We start from the raw sequence: 15,266 nt of genomic DNA on the forward strand, positions 1-15,266 counted from the left end.
CTACAAGACGTAGAAGTGCGTCATCTCACAATTTCAGGGCTTTTCGCCCGCCAAGGCAACGGGAAGGACAGCCTCGAGCTGGGCCGCGGTATCGGCCACGACCGCGGCGAGTCCGTTGCCGGCAAGCCAGCCGCCCACCAAGAGAAGTCCCCCCGCCTGGCCGGCGATTTTCCGGACCTCCGCCACGCGTTGCTTGTGCCCGACGGCGGCAAACGGCAGGGCGCCGGCCCAACGGACCACGTCCCAATCCAGCACGTCCTCCGCGCCGAGCGGCACGCCAAGCAAGGTGGAGGCATCGTGCAGCGCGGCATCGAAAAGGGCTGTGTCATCCAAGGCCGCGGGATCGTCCGTGGATGCCGCAGCCGTTCCACCGTGCGCCCGCCCGTAGGACAACCTGAGCACGTGCGTGCCGGGACCGGCCTCCTCGGCGAGCCAGTCCCACTTCGCCGTGGCATGAGTGAGGGCCTTGGCCTGGATTCCCGGCGCCTGCGGTGCCACCAGGATCCCGGTGCCGCGCGGCCGGGAATCGAGTTCGGGTTTGTCGACCACCAGGCTCACCAGGCTGACCATCGGCCCGGGTGCCGGCCGGAGTGCCGCGAGATCCGGCAGCGCGGACTCCAGCAGCCCGACGGCGGCCGGGCCGTCGACCGCGACAACGAGCACGCCGGCGTCATACTCCCGCTCGTCCGTACCGCTGGCGGTGACACGCCAGGCGGCCCCGGTGCGCACAACCGCCTCTGCCCGCGTTCCGGCCAGCAGGGTGACGCCGCGGGACCGCAGATCGGACACCAGGGCGGAAATGAGCGTGTTCATGCCGCCGGTGAGTCCGGCGACGGCGGAGCCTGCCTTCGTGGTCCCGGCGGGGTCGGGTGCGCCGACCACCCGGCGCTGCTGCGCGACAGCGGCCGCCAGGGAACCGGTGGAGCGCATGGCCGCGCGGAGGCCGGGGGCGACCATGTCGACGTCGAGCAGTTCAGGGTCGGCCGAATGCACGCCGCCCACCACCGGTGCAACCAGCCGGTCGAGGACGCGGCGGCCCATCCGGGCCCGGACGAGGGAGGCGACGCTGGTGACGTCGCCGCCGGCACCCCAGAAGGCGGGCAGCCAGCGGTCAAGGGAAGCGCGGAGCGCTCCGGGCAGGCCCAGCGAACGACGGACCTCGGGGTCCCAGGGATTGGCCGGGATGCCGAGGACGCCGGTCTTGGGAAGTTCCTGCGGGCCGTCCGGCAACTGAACCCAGGCACCGCCGGGATGCGGGGCCACGATGTTGCCGCCGAGCCCGAGCCCGCGGGCCAGCTCGGCCACCGCGGTGGAGCGGGTGGCAAACGACTCCGCGCCGCTGTCCAGGCCCAGTCCGCTGAGTTCATGCCTGCCGACGCAGCCGCCCCATTCCTTGCGGGCTTCCAGGACGGTGACGGCCAGGCCTGCCGCTGCGAGCCCGCGGGCCGCGAGCAGCCCGGAAATTCCACCGCCGACGACGACGGCCGTCGCCTTGAGGTCAGGGGTCACCGGCGCTGCCGGACGGCCGCGCACGGGCTACTCCGCCGGGATCGAGTGGATGAGTTCCACCACCCGGGTCAGCACGGTGGGGTCGGTTTCGGGAGGCACGCCGTGGCCGAGGTTGAGCACGTGGCCCGGAGCCCCGGCACCGGCGGCGATAACGGCGCGCACGTGGGCCTCGAGGATGTTCCAGGGCGCCGAGAGCAACGCGGGGTCGATGTTGCCCTGCAGGGGGACGGTGCCGCCCAGGCGCCGGTTGGCCTCGTCCAAGGGCAGGCGGTAGTCCACGCCCACGACGTCGACGCCGACGTCCCGCATGGCCACGAGGAGCTCGGACGTTCCGGTGCCGAAGTGAACCAGCGGCGCGCCGAGGTGGCGGACGTGGTCCAAGGCGCGGGCCGAGGCCGGGGCGACGTAGTTGCTGTAGTCGGCCAGGCCCAGGGAACCTGCCCAGGAGTCGAAGAGCTGGCCGGCGGAGGCACCTGCTTCCAACTGCGCGCGCAGGAACATGCCGGAGGCGTCGGCGGCCCAGTTGGCCAGCGCGGTCCAGGCCTCCGGGTCGGCATGCATCATGGTGCGCGGGCCGAGGTGGTCGCGTGACGGCCGGCCTTCCACCATGTAGGCGGCAAGGGTGAAGGGGGCGCCGGCGAAACCGATCAGCGGGGTGCTGCCGAGTTCGGCAACGGTCAGACGGACCGCTTCGCGGATGGGTTCCAGCGATTCCCAGGTGAGCTGCGGCAGGGCGGCCACGTCCGCTGCGGTGCGGACGGGCTTGTCCAGGACGGGCCCGACGCCGGGAACGATGTCCACGCCGACGCCTGCCAGCTTCAAGGGGATGACGATGTCGGAGAAGAAAATTCCAGCGTCCACGTCATGCCGGCGGACCGGCTGCAGGGTGATTTCGGAAGCCAGCTCCGGGCGCAGGCAGGAGTCCAGCATGGCCACGCCCTCGCGCACCTTGAGGTACTCCGGAAGGGAGCGGCCCGCCTGGCGCATGAACCACACCGGACGCCGGCTGGGCTTGCGCCCGCGGTATGCCTGGATGAGCGGCGAATCCGCGGTGCGGCCGTCCATCAGGGGGTGGCCGGCGTCGAGTCCGGGAGCCACGGCGTCCCCGGCAATGGAAGGGGCAGGCTGGGCGGAACCCGGCAGGGCAGAGCTGGAAGTCATGCCTTCGATTGTGCCGAAAATCGGGTGCAAAAGATAACGACAGTCTGTCTCCGGCACCCTCCATGGCGCGTGTCACACCGGTCAGTGGCAGGAACCATCCCGTGTCCGTTGTTCTACGCGGTACCGAAAAAGCTATGATGTCTCTGCTGTGGTTCTTTTTTCACTGGTGGCAACCCATGCCGACATCGACCTTGAAACCGTTGCTCAGCTGAGCAACGGTTCCTCCGTGCTGGCTTCCTCCGCCCTGGCTGAGAACGGCCTCGTCTCCGGTGCCGTTGTCCTTGCCACCTGCAACCGTTACGAAATCTACGGGGAAACCGCACACGCCGAGGACCTCGAGGCGGCCCGTTCCGCGCTGGTCGGGAAGATCAGCGGGCTGAGCGGCCTCAACGAGCAGCTCGTCTCCAAGGCCTTCAGCACCAACAGCGGCTCCGAAGTCAGCCGGCACCTCTTCGCCGTCAGCGCGGGCCTGGATTCAGCCGTCGTGGGCGAACGTGAAATCGCCGGGCAGGTCCGCCGCGCCCTCATCACCGCGCAGCACGAAGGCACCGCCAGCCCGGGCCTCGTCCGCCTGTTCCAGGCCGCGTCGAAGACCGCCAAGGATGTCGGGGCCCAAACGGCCCTCGGCTCGAGGGGCCTGTCGATCGTGTCCGTCGCCTTGGACCTCGCCACCGATCTTTCCGACGACAGCAGCTGGAGCAACAAGAAGGTCGTCGTCTTCGGCACGGGCGCCTACGCCGGCGCCACCATGTCACTGCTGCGTGAACGCGGCTGCAAGGACATCTCCGTGTACTCTTCCTCCGGCCGCGCCGAAACCTTCGTGGCCACCCGCGGCGGCACCGCGCTCGACGCCGACAAGCTGCCTGCCGCCGTCGCCGCGGCCGATGTGATGATCGGCTGCAGTGGTTCGGACAACCGCGTGGAGGCCGCCGAGCTGGCGCGCATCCGCGAGTCGTCCACCGGCACCCTGATCGCGATCGACCTCGCGCTGACGCATGACTTCGATCCCGCCGTCGGGGAACTCGACGGCGTGGAGCTGCTCACGCTCGAATCCGTCCGCCTCGCCGCCCCGCAGGAGCAGGCAGAGTCGCTCGCTCAGGCCAGCACCATCGTGTCCGGGGCCGCTGCCGCTTTCGAGCAGGAACGCGAAGCCCGCTCGGTCGACGCCGCGATCGTCGCGTTGCGCCGCCACACCATGAGCGTCCTGGACTCCGAAATGGAGAAGGTCCGGGCCCGCCACGGCTGCACGGCTGCCGCCGAAGAGGTGGAGTTCGCGTTGCGCCGCATGGTCAAGCAGCTGCTCCACATCCCCACTGTCCGGGCACGGGAACTTGCCGCCAACGGCCAGCAGGACGATTATGTGTCGGCCCTTGAGGCTCTCTACGGAATCCAGGTGGAGCAGCCTGCCGCCCCGGCCCGCCCGGCCGAGTGCCCGGTGGACCACCAGTCGGCCGAGGCCCGGAGTACCACGCTGCCCCGCGCCGAAAGCGCCTGACCCCCTCCGCAACGACTGCCCCGCTTGTTACAGCGCGGCCGCGCCTGTCCCTGGCCGCGGGGATCCTGGCTGCGTACTACTTTGCCCGGGCCCGCGTCTACGTCCTGGAGGGGCCGGAAGGGCCCGCGTTCACCACATACTTCAGCTCAGCGTTCACGAGCATGATCACCATCGTGATGCTGGTGACCAGTGTCCTTCAGCATGACGGCGCTCAGCAACGAACAACTCATCAACAGGCTCGACGAACGCGCCAGCCGTGACGGACTGACCGGCCTGCTCAACCGCACCACCTTCATGGAACAGGCGGCCCGGGAGGTCCGGCGGCTCCACAACACCGGCTCGCTTTCAACCGTGATCCTGGCCGACCTGGACAACTTCAAGGCGGTCAACGATGACCAGGGACATGCCGCGGGCGATGCCGCCATCCGGGTTTCGCTGACGCATGCCTTGCCTCGATCCGTCACACGGACCTGGCCGGCCGGTACGGCGGAGAGGAATTCATCGTCCTGCTCCCGGGCGCCGGCCAGGAAAGCGCTCGCGTCATCACCGAAACGGCATCGCCACCACGGTCACGGGCGACCTCACAGGGATGATCGGTGCTGCGGACAGCGCCCTCTACGAGGCCAAGATCCTCGGCCGGAACCGGATTGTCATCTCGCGGCCCGACGCCCGGAAGCGCTAGGGCGCGTCGCCCAGGCGGGGCCGGAAACCCGCCCCGGGCTCAGTACACCGCCTTGTGCGGTTCCACGTCGCGCACCCACGCCAGGATGCCGCCGTCGAGGTGGCTGATCCGGGTGTATCCGGCTTTGCGGGCGGCAGCCATCACGGACGCGGAGCGGGCTCCGCTCTTGCAGTGGAACACGATGTCCTTGTCCTGCGGCAGCTCGGCCCAGGCCTCCCCGGCCAGGATCCGCCCTTGCGGGATCAGAACGGCGCCGTCGATGTTCACGATGTCGTGCTCGCCGCTCTCCCGCACGTCCACCAGCTCGAAGTCCCGCTCCCCCGCGTCGCGGGCTTCCAGCATGCCCGCGAGCTCGGTGGCGGTCACGGTGGGCACGGTGCCGGGGTCCGCCGCGGGGGTGATGCCGCAAAAGGCCTCGTAGTCGGTGAGTTCAGTGACCGGTTCGGCCTCGGGGTCCTTGGCGACCTTGATCTCGCGCCAGCTGCCGCCGAGCGCGTCGAAAAGTGCCACACGGCCCAGCAGGGAGCGCCCGACGCCGGTGATGAGCTTGATTGCCTCCGTCACCATCAGGGCGCCAACGGCGGCGCACAGCATGCCGAAGACCCCTCCCTCGCCGCAGGAGGGGACGGAGCCGGCCGGAGGGGCCTCCGGGTAGAGATCCCGATAGCTGGGGCCGTGCTTTGCCCAGAAGACGCTGACCTGCCCGTCAAAACGGAAGATGGAACCCCAGACGTAGGGCTTGCCGAGGATTTCGGCGGCGTCGTTGACGAGGTAGCGGGTGGCAAAGTTGTCGGCACCGTCGAGGATGAGGTCGTAGCCGGCGAAGAGGTCCAGGGCGTTCGAGGAATCCAGCCGCTCGTCGTGGAGCTGAACGGTGACCAGCGGGTTCAATTCCCGGATGGCGTCCCGGGCGGACTCGATCTTGGGGCGGCCGACGTCGGACACGCCGTGGATGATCTGGCGCTGGAGGTTGCTCAGGTCCACGACGTCGTCGTCGATGATGCCGATGGTGCCCACGCCGGCGGCGGCCAGGTAGAGCAGGGCCGGCGAGCCGAGGCCGCCTGCGCCGATGACCAGGACTTTTGCGTTCTTGAGGCGGCGCTGACCCACCGCACCGATCTCCGGAATAATGAGATGGCGCGAATAGCGTTCTACTTCTTCGGTGCTCAGTTCCGCGGCGGCTTCCACCAAGGGAGGCAGCGGAGCGGACGTGGTGGGGGCAGCAAATGCGGTGGCCATACTTCAATGTATGCCCGCCACTGCCGACAGGTCATATTACCGGGACGTAAAGTGGTCATAACTGCAAAGGAAAGGCGGCAGACAAGTGGCTGAAAGCGCACGCACACAACAAGTGGTACCTGGCAAGCAGGAGCGGAGCGGCGCGGCGCGTTCCGCCAGGCTTCCGAGGGACGAACGCCGCGCGCAGCTGCTCAATGCCGCCCTTGAAGTGTTCGTGGCCAACGGTTTCCATGGCGCGGCGATGGACGAAATAGCCGAGACCGCGCGGGTCAGCAAACCGGTCCTCTACCAGCATTTCCCATCCAAACGAGAGCTCTACATGGCCCTGCTGGACAGCCATCTGGCCACGCTCACGGAGTTGATGCTCGGCGCCCTGAACTCCACCACGGACAACAAGCAGCGCGTGCAGGCCGTCATGCGCGCCTACTACCAGTTCATCGCCGCCGACGACCAGGCCCACCGGCTGGTGTTCGAGTCCGACCTCATCAACGATCCCGATGTCAGCTCCCGCCTGGAGACGTTCAACCGCACCTTCGCCGACGCCGTCGCGAAGGTCATTGCCGAAGACACCAAGCTGCCGCCCATGGAGGCCCAGCTGCTGGGCCGCGGCCTGGCCGGGATGGCCCAGGTCAGCGCCCGGTACTGGCTGGAGACTGACGGCAGGCTGGACCTCGATGTGGCCAGCGAGTTGATCTACCGTTTAGCTTGGCGCGGAATCAGTCGCTTCCCCAAAGAGTCCTAGGCTAGAAATAGAGAACTGAGTAAACCCTTAAACCGGCTGGGAGGCCTTGCTGTGGAAGTAAAGATCGGCATTCAGAACGTTGGCCGTGAGATCGTACTGGAATCTGCGCTCGATGCCGAGGCCGTCGCGAAGATCGTCAGCGAAGCCATCTCCAAGGGCAGCGACCTGCGCCTGAGCGACGAAAAGGGCCGCCAAGTCATCGTTCCCGGCAACGTCCTGGGCTATGTGGAGATCGGCGCCGAGGAAGTGCGCCGCGTGGGCTTCGGCGCCCTCTAGACCTTTCCGCCAACCAGCCAGCCGGGAGTAAACATGCTTTCACTTGTCATCGTGGCCTTGGTCACCATTGCCGCGGGCTTCATCGTCTGGGCGAATGACAAACGCCACAGCAAGTACGGCATCGCGCTCCCGGCGGGCGTGGCGCTGGGCGTCGGCATGCTGGGCTGGACCATTTTCATCTGGCTCGGCTTCGGCTACCAGCCCGGTCTGACCTGGATCCCCTGGGTGCTGCCCATGGTCCTGGGAACGGCCGCCGCGATCGCCGTCGTCGTCTACCTCGGACGGACCCGCACCGCGCACGATACGGCGAAGCTTACCGCCGCCCTGCGGCTCTAAGAGCACCAGAAGTATGGCCACCAACCGGAAGGTTGGTGGCCACACTTCGTTCAGGGGTCAGCATTCAAGGGTCAGCCGACGGGCGGGTAGCGCTCCGGCTGCGGCGTGGCGCCCAGGGACGCAGCTGCGTCGCTGCAGCGCCGGGCGGCCACGACATCGCGCCCGGTGAGCCGGGCGCCGGCATCGTGCGAGGTGAAGCGGAGGAACACCCTGTTGTAGCGCCAGTCCAGGTCCGGGTGGTGGTTGAGGTCCTCGGCCACCTGCCCGACGGCGGCAATCAGCTCCAGCGCCGCCGCGGACGTGGGCACCTTATAGACCGTCACAAGCCCGCCGGAGCGGTACTCCCAGTCGGGCAGGCCGGGCAGGGCGCCATCGATGTCCGCCTGGCTGAGGATGTCCTTCGCTTCGCCCATGGCACTCCTTGCAGAACCCGTCGCTGGCAGAACCGTCAGAGGAACTCGGCGCGGCCTTCCATTGCCGAGGACGCCAAGGCGTGCTCACGGCGCGGGATCCGGCCGGCCTGCTTGGCCAGCCTACCGGCCACCACTGCGTGTTTGAAGGCCTCCCCCATCTGCACCGGGTTCTGGGCCCGGGTAACCGCCGTTGCCAGCAGCACGGCATCGCAGCCGAGTTCCATGGCCAGTGCGGCGTCGGAGGCCGTGCCGATTCCGGCGTCGAGTACCACTGGCACGGACGCACGGGAGACGATGAGTTCGATGTTGTGCGGGTTCAGGATGCCCAGGCCGGTGCCGATCGGTGCGCCCAGCGGCATCACCGCGGTTGCCCCGAGGTTTTCCAGGCGCAGGGCGAGCACGGGGTCGTCATTCGTATAGGCGAAAACCTTGAAGCCGCGGTTCACCAGTTGTTCCGTGGCCTCGACCAGTTCCACGGCGTCCGGCAGCAGGGTGTGTTCGTCGGCGATGACTTCCAGCTTGACCCAGTTGGTTTCGAGGGCTTCGCGGGCCAGTTCGGCGGTCAGCACGGCGTCCTTGGCGGTGAAACAGCCGGCGGTGTTGGGCAGCACGCGGATGCCGTTGTCCAGGAGCAGCTGGAACAGGGAGCCGGTTTCGGCGGGCGAGTACCGCCGCATGGCCACGGTGGTCAGCTCCGTGCCGGAGGCAAGCAGGGCGGCGCCCAGGCCGTCCAGGCTGGGTGCCCCGCCGGTGCCCATGATGAGCCGTGAGCCGAATTCGACGCCGTCGATCACCAGGGGATCGTTCTGGGTCTGGATGCTTGTGGGTGTCATGGTTCAGCCTCCCTGTACCGCGGTGACGATTTCGAGTTCGTCACCCTCTGCGAGCGCCGTGGCAGCCCATTGGCTGCGCGGCACCACTTCGGCGTTGCGCGCGACGGCGACGCCGATCTTCCGTCCGTCCGTCGCCTGGCCGCTGGCGTCCAGGCCGCGGCCGGTGAGTTCCGTGACGAGGGTAGTCACCGAGGCGCCGTCGCCGATTGAACGGTGGTCCCCGTTGAGTTTGATGTTCATGCGTGATCCTTGATGGTTGCTGGTGCGCGGTGGTGGGGGTTCGGGAAGCGGTCGGGCCGGAACTTGGTCCAGCGTTCGTCGTGGCGGCCTTCCATGAGGCCGACCGCGATCGAGGCAGCCGCCGGGGTGAGCAGGACGCCGTGCCGGAAGAAGCCGGTGGCAACGATCAGGCCGCGCACGTCTCCGCCGTCGCCGGGCATCCGTACCCTGCCGAGGAGGGGTGCGTTGTCCGGGGTGCCGGGCCGGGCACGGGCCGTGCATTCGAGCAGTTCCAGTTCGGCGACGGCGGGAAGCAGGACCTGGGCGTCACGGAGCAGCTGGTATACGCCGCCGGCCGAGACGGCATTGGCGGAACTGGGTCCGTCCTCGCGCTGGCTCGCCCCGATGACCACCGTGCCGTCGCCGCGGGGCACGATGTACACGGGCACTCCGCGGACCAGGCCGCGGACAGTGGCTGTGAGCAACGGCTGCAGGTGCCGTGGTACGCGGAGGCGCAGGATGTCGCCGTACACCGGCCGCAGCGGCAGGGCGAGCCCTTCCGGCAGGCCTTCCAGCGCCGGGGCGGCCAGGCCATTGGCCACCACGGTTTCGCCCGCGAGGACCCGGCTGCCGTCGGCGAGGGCCACCCCCGCCACGGCGCCGTCCTCCCACAAGAGGCATGACGCGGCGGTGTTGAGGAGGAAACCGTCCGCGAGGCGGGGGTCCCCGGTGCCTCCGACCCAGCTGTGGTCCGCAGGTGAATGCCGGCCAAGGCTTTCGAGGACGGCTGCTGCCAGCCTCCGCGGGTCCACCTGGTGGTCGCCGGGGATATCGAAGGCGCAGGAAATCTGCGGGCTGAGCAGTGGTTCGCGTTCGCGGGCTTCGCGCACCGGCAGGGCCTGGATCTCCAGGCCCAGGCCCAGCTGCACGTCCCGGAGGTCGGCGAAGGCCCGGCGGTCGGCGGCGTCCGCTCCCACGGCAAGGGTCGGCGTCGTGCGGTATCCGGTGCCACGCTCCGCGGACTGCAGGCCTTCCGCGAACCCGGGCCACAGCTGCGAGGACGCAAGCATCAGTTCGAGGAGGCCTTCCTCCTGGTAATGCAGTTCGCTCACCGGGGCCAGCATGCCCGCAGCGGCGAAGGTGGCGCCGCTGGCGGGCGCGGGATCGATGACCACCACGGAGCGGCCCGAGCGGCGGGCCTCATGGGCGATGCCGAGGCCGATGACGCCCGCGCCGATGACGGCGACGTCGGCGGTGATGGCGGGATTCCGGGGCGCCGGTTGAAGTGTGTCCATGGGTCCTTCCCTACGCCGGCATTAACCGGATCAGGTCAAGCGGTCGGCGCTGAAGCCCTCTCAGCCGGACGGTCTTATTACGATCGGTCGCGGCTCCCGCAGTACCAGCCCAGTTTAGGGGAACTACTCTGGTTTCCATGACCCAGCATGTTCTGCACACCACTGCCCGCCTCTACCTGTGCACCGACGCCCGGAAGAAGCAGGGCGATTTCGAGCAATTCGTCGACGCCGCGTTCGAGGGGGGCGTGGACATCATCCAGCTCCGCGACAAGACGATCGAAGCGGCCGAAGAGCTCGAACTGCTGGAAGTCCTGCACGCGGTGGCCCAGCGCCACGGCCGCCTGTGGGCCGTCAACGACCGTGCGGACATCGCGTCGCTCTCCGGTGCTCCCGTGTTCCATATCGGGCAAAAGGACCTGCCACTGCGCTCGGCCCGGAAGCTGTTGCACGACCCCACGGTGATCGGCCTGTCCACCCACACGCCGGAGCAGGTTGACGCCGCAATCGCCGCGTCCCCGGGCCGCAGCGGCCTGGACTACTTCTGCGTCGGGCCGGTCTGGGCCACGCCCACCAAGCCCGGCCGGGACGCCGTCGGCCTGGACCTGGTCAAATACGCCGCAAGCGCAGTGCGCGCCGCGGACGAGGAACGGGTGGGCGGCGTGAACCTGCCATGGTTCGCCATCGGCGGCATCGACCACGGCAATGTGGACGAGGTGGTGCAGGCCGGTGCCAGCCGGATCGTGGTGGTCCGTGCGATCACCGAAGCGAGCGACCCGACGGCGGCCGCGCAGTCGCTGCTCGCAGCCCTGCCGTAAAACGCCTTCCCGGGGGCCGGTCACAAACGGTTAAAAGGCGACGGCGGCCGCCGCCAGGGTGCTCAGGGGCACCGGGGCGACGGCCGCCGTCGTTGTTTCAGTGGAGAGCTCAGGCGCCGTAGCGGGCACCTTCGGGCTTGGACTCGAGCGCGGCGAACACCAGGATGATGATGGGGCCGACGAACGGAATCAGGCCAAGCAGGACGAACCAGCCGCTGCGGCCGGTGTCGTGCAGGCGGCGGACGATCAGTGCCAGGTTCGGTACCAGGTGGGCCAGGCCCCAGATGCCGCCCAGCGCGCCGAAGAGCAATGCTGCGGCCGGAAAGGCCTGGGCTGCCGCTTGCTGCTCAGCCACGGTGGTGGCAGCGGCAACTGAAGCGGTGTAGCCGCCCAGCACAACGGAATACGGAATCCACAGCACAAAGCTGACGATGGCCTGGTAGAGCGCGACCCACCAGTACTCGCTGCGGTTGGAGCGGCCACTGAATTCGGCGTAGCGGCGGTAATACTGCTTGATGGCCTCGACGAAGCCGACCTGTGCGCGCGGGGCATAGGCCCGCGGTGCCGCATATTGGGGCGGGACTGCGCCACCGTAAGGCTGGCCCGCCGTGTTCTCGTAACTCATTGAAGGATCTCCCTCGGAAAATGGATGCGATGTTTGGCGAGGGAAGTGCTTCTTTATCCCCCACCCGCAACATTAGACGCACAGGCATCATGAGTGAACCGTCTTCGTTATCCATTGACGCGGGAGGCAATACTGCGTAGCAGGGGCCACCCTGGCTTTCGTTTCCAGCCCAATCCGGATCGATTACCCTGATTTTTGTGCCACATCATCGGATAGCCCCGAATGTCAGCGATACATCGAACCAGCTGGCGGCGGCACTGGCTGCCCTCAGGACGGAACTCGAGCTGCCCGGGGACTTTCCGCACGACGCACTCGCCGAGGCGAAGCAAGCCGTTGCTTCGCACGCCCTGCCCCCGCTCGACCTCGAACACATTCCGTTCGTGACGATCGACCCGGCCACTTCCACGGACTTGGACCAGGCATTGCATATAGAACGCGACGGAGCGGGCTACAAGGTCTTCTACGCCATCACCGACGTGCCTTCTTTCGTCTCCCCAGGTGGCGCCTTGGACGACGAGACGCGGCACAGGGGGCAGACCTTCTACCTACCGGACGGCCGGATCCCGCTGCATCCCGAGGTCATCAGCGAACACGCAGGCAGCCTGCTGGCGGGCCAGCGCTGCGGCGCATTCGTCTGGGAGTTCACGCTGGATGCGGCGGCCGAAGCCCAGTCGGCACTGGTACGGCGCGCCAGCGTCCGCAGCCGGGCCAAGCTCAATTACCGCGATGTCCAAGCCGAAATCGACGCCGGCACGGCCGCCCCCGTCCTGCAATTGCTCAAGGAGGTGGGCCTGAAGCGCGTCGAACTGGAACGCCGCCGCGGCGGTGCCAGCCTGAACATGCCTGAGCAGGAGATCGCGCCCCTGCCGGCGGGCGGCTACCGGATCGTCGCCGCGCCATCCCTGCCGGTGGAGGACTGGAACGCCCAGATTTCCCTCATGACCGGCATGGCTGCCGCGGAACTGATGCTGGACGGCAAGGTCGGCATCCTGCGCACCATGCCGTCCCCGGACGAACGGTCACTGCTCCATTTCAAGCGCCAGACGGCGGCCCTCGGCAAGCCCTGGAACAACGGCGGCGGCGGCATCAGCTATGGCGAATACCTCCGTACGCTGGACCCCACGGATCCGAAGCAGCTGGCCATCCTGCATTCGGCGGGTCTGCTGTTCCGCGGCGCCGGTTACACCCCTTTCGACGGCGAGGTTCCCAAGGACGTGCTGCAGTCCGCCATCGGCGCCCCCTACGCCCACGCCACCGCCCCGCTGCGCCGCCTGATCGACCGCTTCGTCCTGGTCATCTGCGAGGCCCTGAGCAACGGCAGCGCGATCCCGGCCTGGGCCCGCGAGGCGCTGCCGGCTTTGCCGGCGATCATGGCGGCATCGGACCAGCTGGCGGGCAGGCTCGAGCGTTTGGCCTTGGACACCGTGGAGGCCGCCCTGCTGGTGAGCCACGTGGGCGAGGAGTTCGACGCCGTCGTCATTTCCGGATCCAAACCGAACGGGACCAAGCCGAACGGCGGCAACGGCAACGGCAACGGACGCCCCTCCGGCGTCGTGCAGATCGCCGAACCTGCGGTCACCGCACGCTGCGAGGGCGAGATGGAATCCGGCACGAAGGTCCGCGTGCGGCTGCTGGGCGCCGATATCAACACGAGGAAGATTTCCCTCGAGCTGATCGCCTGACATCGGTGCCTTCAAGCGGGCAAACCGGAGGAACCGTTACACTTGACCCGTAGTAATGGATGCCCGGTCGTTGATTCATTTCCTTTTTGACTCAACAAGCCCGCACCTACGCGATCTTGAGATTTGCCCGCTGGTCACCAGTGCCAGTATTCAGATAGCCCGCGATCGGCTTCCACTGGACCTGCTTGCGCCCGTCCGTGCTCCGGAACGGCTCCGCCGACCGTTGAGCATGCAGCGCAGCCCAAATGAATAAGGAAACTCCCCTGTGAGTGAATTGCACACCCATGAAGTCCTGAGTGACGGCGTCGAATCGATCGAGCCCGAGGAAACCATCACCTCGGACGAAACGCCCCACGAGATCGAAGAGAAGTCCTTCGCAGACTTCAACGTCCGTGCCGACATCGTGGAATCGCTGGCCGACGCCGGCATCACCCACCCCTTCCCCATCCAGGCCATGACCCTTCCGGTTGCCCTGGGCGGCCACGACATCATCGGCCAGGCCAAGACCGGTACCGGCAAGACCCTCGGCTTCGGCATCCCGGCACTGCAGCGCGTGGTCGGCCAGGACGACCCCGGCTACGACAAGCTCCCCATCCCGGGCGCCCCGCAGGCACTGGTGATCGTCCCTACCCGCGAGCTCGCAGTGCAGGTGGCCAACGACCTCCAGACCGCCTCGCGCAAGCGCAACGCCCGCATCGCCACCATCTACGGCGGCCGCGCCTACGAACCTCAGATCGAGGCGCTGCAGAAGGGCGTCGAACTCGTCGTCGGCACCCCGGGCCGCCTGATCGACCTCTACAAGCAGCGCCACCTGAGCCTGAAGAACGTCCGGATCGTGGTCCTCGACGAGGCCGACGAAATGCTGGACCTCGGCTTCCTGCCCGATGTCGAGACCTTGATCGCAGGCACCCCGGCCGTGCGCCAGACCCTGCTGTTCTCCGCCACCATGCCCGGCCCGGTCATCGCCATGGCCCGCCGCTACATGACCCAGCCGACCCACATCCGCGCCGCCGACCCCAACGACGAAGGCCTCACCAAGCGCGACATCCGCCAGCTCATCTACCGTGCGCACAGCATGGACAAGACCGAGGTGGTGGCCCGCATCCTGCAGGCCCGCGGACGCGGCCGCACCGTCATCTTCACCAAGACCAAGCGCACTGCCGCGAAGGTGGCCGAGGAGCTGGTGGACCGCGGATTCGCGGCCGCTGCCATCCACGGCGACCTCGGCCAGGGTGCCCGCGAACAGGCATTGCGTGCCTTCCGCAACAACAAGGTGGACGTGCTCGTGGCCACCGACGTCGCAGCCCGCGGCATCGACGTCGAGGACGTCACCCACGTCATCAACTACCAGTGTGTGGAAGACGAGAAGATCTACCTGCACCGCGTGGGCCGTACCGGCCGTGCCGGCAACAAGGGCACCGCCGTCACCTTCGTCGACTGGGACGACGTTCCGCGCTGGGCCCTCATCAACAAGGCCCTTGGCCTGAACGTGCCCGAGCCAGTGGAAACCTACTCTTCCTCCCCGCATCTGTACACGGACCTGGACATCCCGGAGGGCACCAAGGGCCGCCTGCCGCGCGACAAGCGCGTGCTGGCCGGCGTCGACGCCGAAGTCCTGGAGGACCTGGGCGAGACCGGCAAGAAGAACTCCCGTTCCGGTGGCCGCGGCGGAAAGCGCGACGGCGGACGCCGCGAGGGCGCTTCCGGCAACTCCGCTTCGGGCGAAGGCAAGCCGGCCGGCGAGGGCGGCGGCCGTACCCGCAGCCGTCGTCGCCGCAGCGAAGGCGACGCAGCACCGGCGGAGGGCACAGGGCGTTCCACAGCTATCTCGGAAAGCGGCGAGGCCGCCGGCGAGAAGCCGGCACGCACCCGCCGTACCCGCACCCGCCGCCGCAACGGCGAGGTTGTCTCCTCCGCGGCTGAGAACGCCGAGGCATAAAAGCC

General features: G+C 68.1%; 16 protein-coding genes, 1 pseudogene and 1 riboswitch. Of the genes and pseudogenes, 9 read left to right on the forward strand and 8 right to left on the reverse strand.

Annotated features, from left to right (window positions below; all coding sequences use genetic code 11):
• Window positions 1–33: 33 nt before the first annotated feature.
• Together hemG and hemE are read right to left on the reverse strand one after the other, a co-directional pair.
• Window positions 34–1,533 carry a protoporphyrinogen oxidase gene (hemG, locus tag DWV11_RS05775; RefSeq protein WP_245953458.1) on the reverse strand — a complete coding sequence of 500 codons (1,500 nt, stop codon included), beginning with the start codon at window positions 1,531–1,533 and terminating at the stop codon, window positions 34–36.
• 3 nt (window positions 1,534–1,536) lie between these two features.
• Entirely contained in the window at window positions 1,537–2,670 is a 1,134-nt protein-coding gene (gene hemE, locus DWV11_RS05780) for a uroporphyrinogen decarboxylase (RefSeq protein WP_115787975.1), read from the reverse strand.
• Between the two features lie 148 nt (window positions 2,671–2,818).
• Between hemE and DWV11_RS05785 the strand changes: the two genes are divergently transcribed.
• The 3 genes and pseudogenes from DWV11_RS05785 to DWV11_RS20640 all read left to right on the forward strand — a co-directional run bounded on the left by DWV11_RS05785 (window position 2,819) and on the right by DWV11_RS20640 (window position 4,758).
• Complete coding sequence (locus tag DWV11_RS05785) at window positions 2,819–4,165, forward strand: glutamyl-tRNA reductase (RefSeq protein ID WP_115787928.1); 1,347 nt, start codon at window positions 2,819–2,821, stop codon at window positions 4,163–4,165.
• 294 nt (window positions 4,166–4,459) lie between these two features.
• Window positions 4,460–4,555: pseudogene (locus DWV11_RS20635) on the forward strand (hypothetical protein); the annotation flags it as partial.
• An 80-nt stretch (window positions 4,556–4,635) separates the two neighbouring features.
• A complete protein-coding gene (locus tag DWV11_RS20640; protein WP_425452046.1) occupies window positions 4,636–4,758 on the forward strand; it encodes a hypothetical protein in 123 nt (40 codons plus the stop codon).
• Window positions 4,759–4,886: 128 nt separating this feature from the next.
• Here DWV11_RS20640 and moeB read toward each other — a convergent pair whose 3' ends face one another.
• Entirely contained in the window at window positions 4,887–6,086 is a 1,200-nt protein-coding gene (gene moeB, locus DWV11_RS05795) for a molybdopterin-synthase adenylyltransferase MoeB (protein ID WP_115787930.1), read from the reverse strand.
• Window positions 6,087–6,171: 85 nt separating this feature from the next.
• Here moeB and DWV11_RS05800 point away from each other — a divergent pair, with 85 nt between their 5' ends.
• From DWV11_RS05800 to DWV11_RS05810, 3 genes are read left to right on the forward strand one after another with little or no spacing between them, the layout of a single operon-like run.
• Window positions 6,172–6,828, forward strand: coding sequence for a TetR/AcrR family transcriptional regulator (locus DWV11_RS05800; RefSeq protein WP_425452045.1), 657 nt, complete (start codon window positions 6,172–6,174; stop codon window positions 6,826–6,828).
• 51 nt (window positions 6,829–6,879) lie between these two features.
• Window positions 6,880–7,104, forward strand: coding sequence for a DUF3107 domain-containing protein (locus DWV11_RS05805; RefSeq protein ID WP_115787931.1), 225 nt, complete (start codon window positions 6,880–6,882; stop codon window positions 7,102–7,104).
• Window positions 7,105–7,137: 33 nt separating this feature from the next.
• Window positions 7,138–7,440 carry a hypothetical protein gene (locus DWV11_RS05810; protein ID WP_115787932.1) on the forward strand — a complete coding sequence of 101 codons (303 nt, stop codon included), beginning with the start codon at window positions 7,138–7,140 and terminating at the stop codon, window positions 7,438–7,440.
• A gap of 71 nt (window positions 7,441–7,511) precedes the next feature.
• Here the strand turns inward: DWV11_RS05810 and DWV11_RS05815 are convergent, their stop codons facing one another.
• From DWV11_RS05815 to DWV11_RS05830, 4 genes are all read right to left on the reverse strand, one after another.
• Entirely contained in the window at window positions 7,512–7,853 is a 342-nt protein-coding gene (locus DWV11_RS05815) for a 4a-hydroxytetrahydrobiopterin dehydratase (protein WP_115787933.1), read from the reverse strand.
• 35 nt (window positions 7,854–7,888) lie between these two features.
• A complete protein-coding gene (locus tag DWV11_RS05820; protein ID WP_115787934.1) occupies window positions 7,889–8,686 on the reverse strand; it encodes a thiazole synthase in 798 nt (265 codons plus the stop codon).
• 3 nt (window positions 8,687–8,689) lie between these two features.
• On the reverse strand, window positions 8,690–8,926 hold the full coding sequence (gene thiS, locus DWV11_RS05825) for a sulfur carrier protein ThiS (protein ID WP_115787935.1): 237 nt from the start codon (window positions 8,924–8,926) through the stop codon (window positions 8,690–8,692).
• The gene (locus tag DWV11_RS05830) at window positions 8,923–10,200 is read right to left on the reverse strand and encodes an FAD-dependent oxidoreductase (protein WP_115787936.1); all 1,278 of its coding nucleotides are present in this window, start codon (window positions 10,198–10,200) and stop codon (window positions 8,923–8,925) included. Before DWV11_RS05830 ends, thiS begins: the two co-directional genes overlap by 4 nt.
• Window positions 10,191–10,310: riboswitch (TPP riboswitch) on the reverse strand. (Overlaps the previous gene by 10 nt.)
• 27 nt (window positions 10,311–10,337) lie before the next feature.
• On the opposite strand from DWV11_RS05830, the gene thiE reads away from it, so the two are divergent.
• Entirely contained in the window at window positions 10,338–11,015 is a 678-nt protein-coding gene (thiE, locus tag DWV11_RS05835) for a thiamine phosphate synthase (protein WP_115787937.1), read from the forward strand.
• Between the two features lie 109 nt (window positions 11,016–11,124).
• Here the strand turns inward: thiE and DWV11_RS05840 are convergent, their stop codons facing one another.
• Window positions 11,125–11,640 carry a DUF805 domain-containing protein gene (locus tag DWV11_RS05840; RefSeq protein WP_115787938.1) on the reverse strand — a complete coding sequence of 172 codons (516 nt, stop codon included), beginning with the start codon at window positions 11,638–11,640 and terminating at the stop codon, window positions 11,125–11,127.
• A 197-nt stretch (window positions 11,641–11,837) separates the two neighbouring features.
• Between DWV11_RS05840 and DWV11_RS05845 the strand changes: the two genes are divergently transcribed.
• On the forward strand, window positions 11,838–13,322 hold the full coding sequence (locus DWV11_RS05845; protein WP_115787939.1) for an RNB domain-containing ribonuclease: 1,485 nt from the start codon (window positions 11,838–11,840) through the stop codon (window positions 13,320–13,322).
• 265 nt (window positions 13,323–13,587) lie between these two features.
• Window positions 13,588–15,261: a DEAD/DEAH box helicase gene (locus tag DWV11_RS05850; protein WP_115787940.1), complete on the forward strand. Its 1,674-nt coding sequence runs from the start codon at window positions 13,588–13,590 to the stop codon at window positions 15,259–15,261.
• Window positions 15,262–15,266: the final 5 nt, after the last annotated feature.

Source organism: Arthrobacter silvisoli (genome assembly GCF_003369445.1).
In the GTDB taxonomy this organism is placed as follows: domain Bacteria; phylum Actinomycetota; class Actinomycetes; order Actinomycetales; family Micrococcaceae; genus Arthrobacter; species Arthrobacter silvisoli.

Excerpts from the sequence above, each read along its gene's own strand:
- hemE (WP_115787975.1), bottom strand. The coding sequence starts at position 2,670 with ATGACTTCCAGCTCTGCCCTGCCGGGTTCCGCCCAGCCTGCCCCTTCC.
- moeB (WP_115787930.1), bottom strand. The coding sequence starts at position 6,086 with ATGGCCACCGCATTTGCTGCCCCCACCACGTCCGCTCCGCTGCCTCCC.
- DWV11_RS05810 (WP_115787932.1), top strand. The coding sequence starts at position 7,138 with ATGCTTTCACTTGTCATCGTGGCCTTGGTCACCATTGCCGCGGGCTTC.
- DWV11_RS05815 (WP_115787933.1), bottom strand. The coding sequence starts at position 7,853 with ATGGGCGAAGCGAAGGACATCCTCAGCCAGGCGGACATCGATGGCGCC.
- DWV11_RS05820 (WP_115787934.1), bottom strand. The coding sequence starts at position 8,686 with ATGACACCCACAAGCATCCAGACCCAGAACGATCCCCTGGTGATCGAC.
- thiS (WP_115787935.1), bottom strand. The coding sequence starts at position 8,926 with ATGAACATCAAACTCAACGGGGACCACCGTTCAATCGGCGACGGCGCC.
- DWV11_RS05830 (WP_115787936.1), bottom strand. The coding sequence starts at position 10,200 with ATGGACACACTTCAACCGGCGCCCCGGAATCCCGCCATCACCGCCGAC.
- thiE (WP_115787937.1), top strand. The coding sequence starts at position 10,338 with ATGACCCAGCATGTTCTGCACACCACTGCCCGCCTCTACCTGTGCACC.
- DWV11_RS05840 (WP_115787938.1), bottom strand. The coding sequence starts at position 11,640 with ATGAGTTACGAGAACACGGCGGGCCAGCCTTACGGTGGCGCAGTCCCG.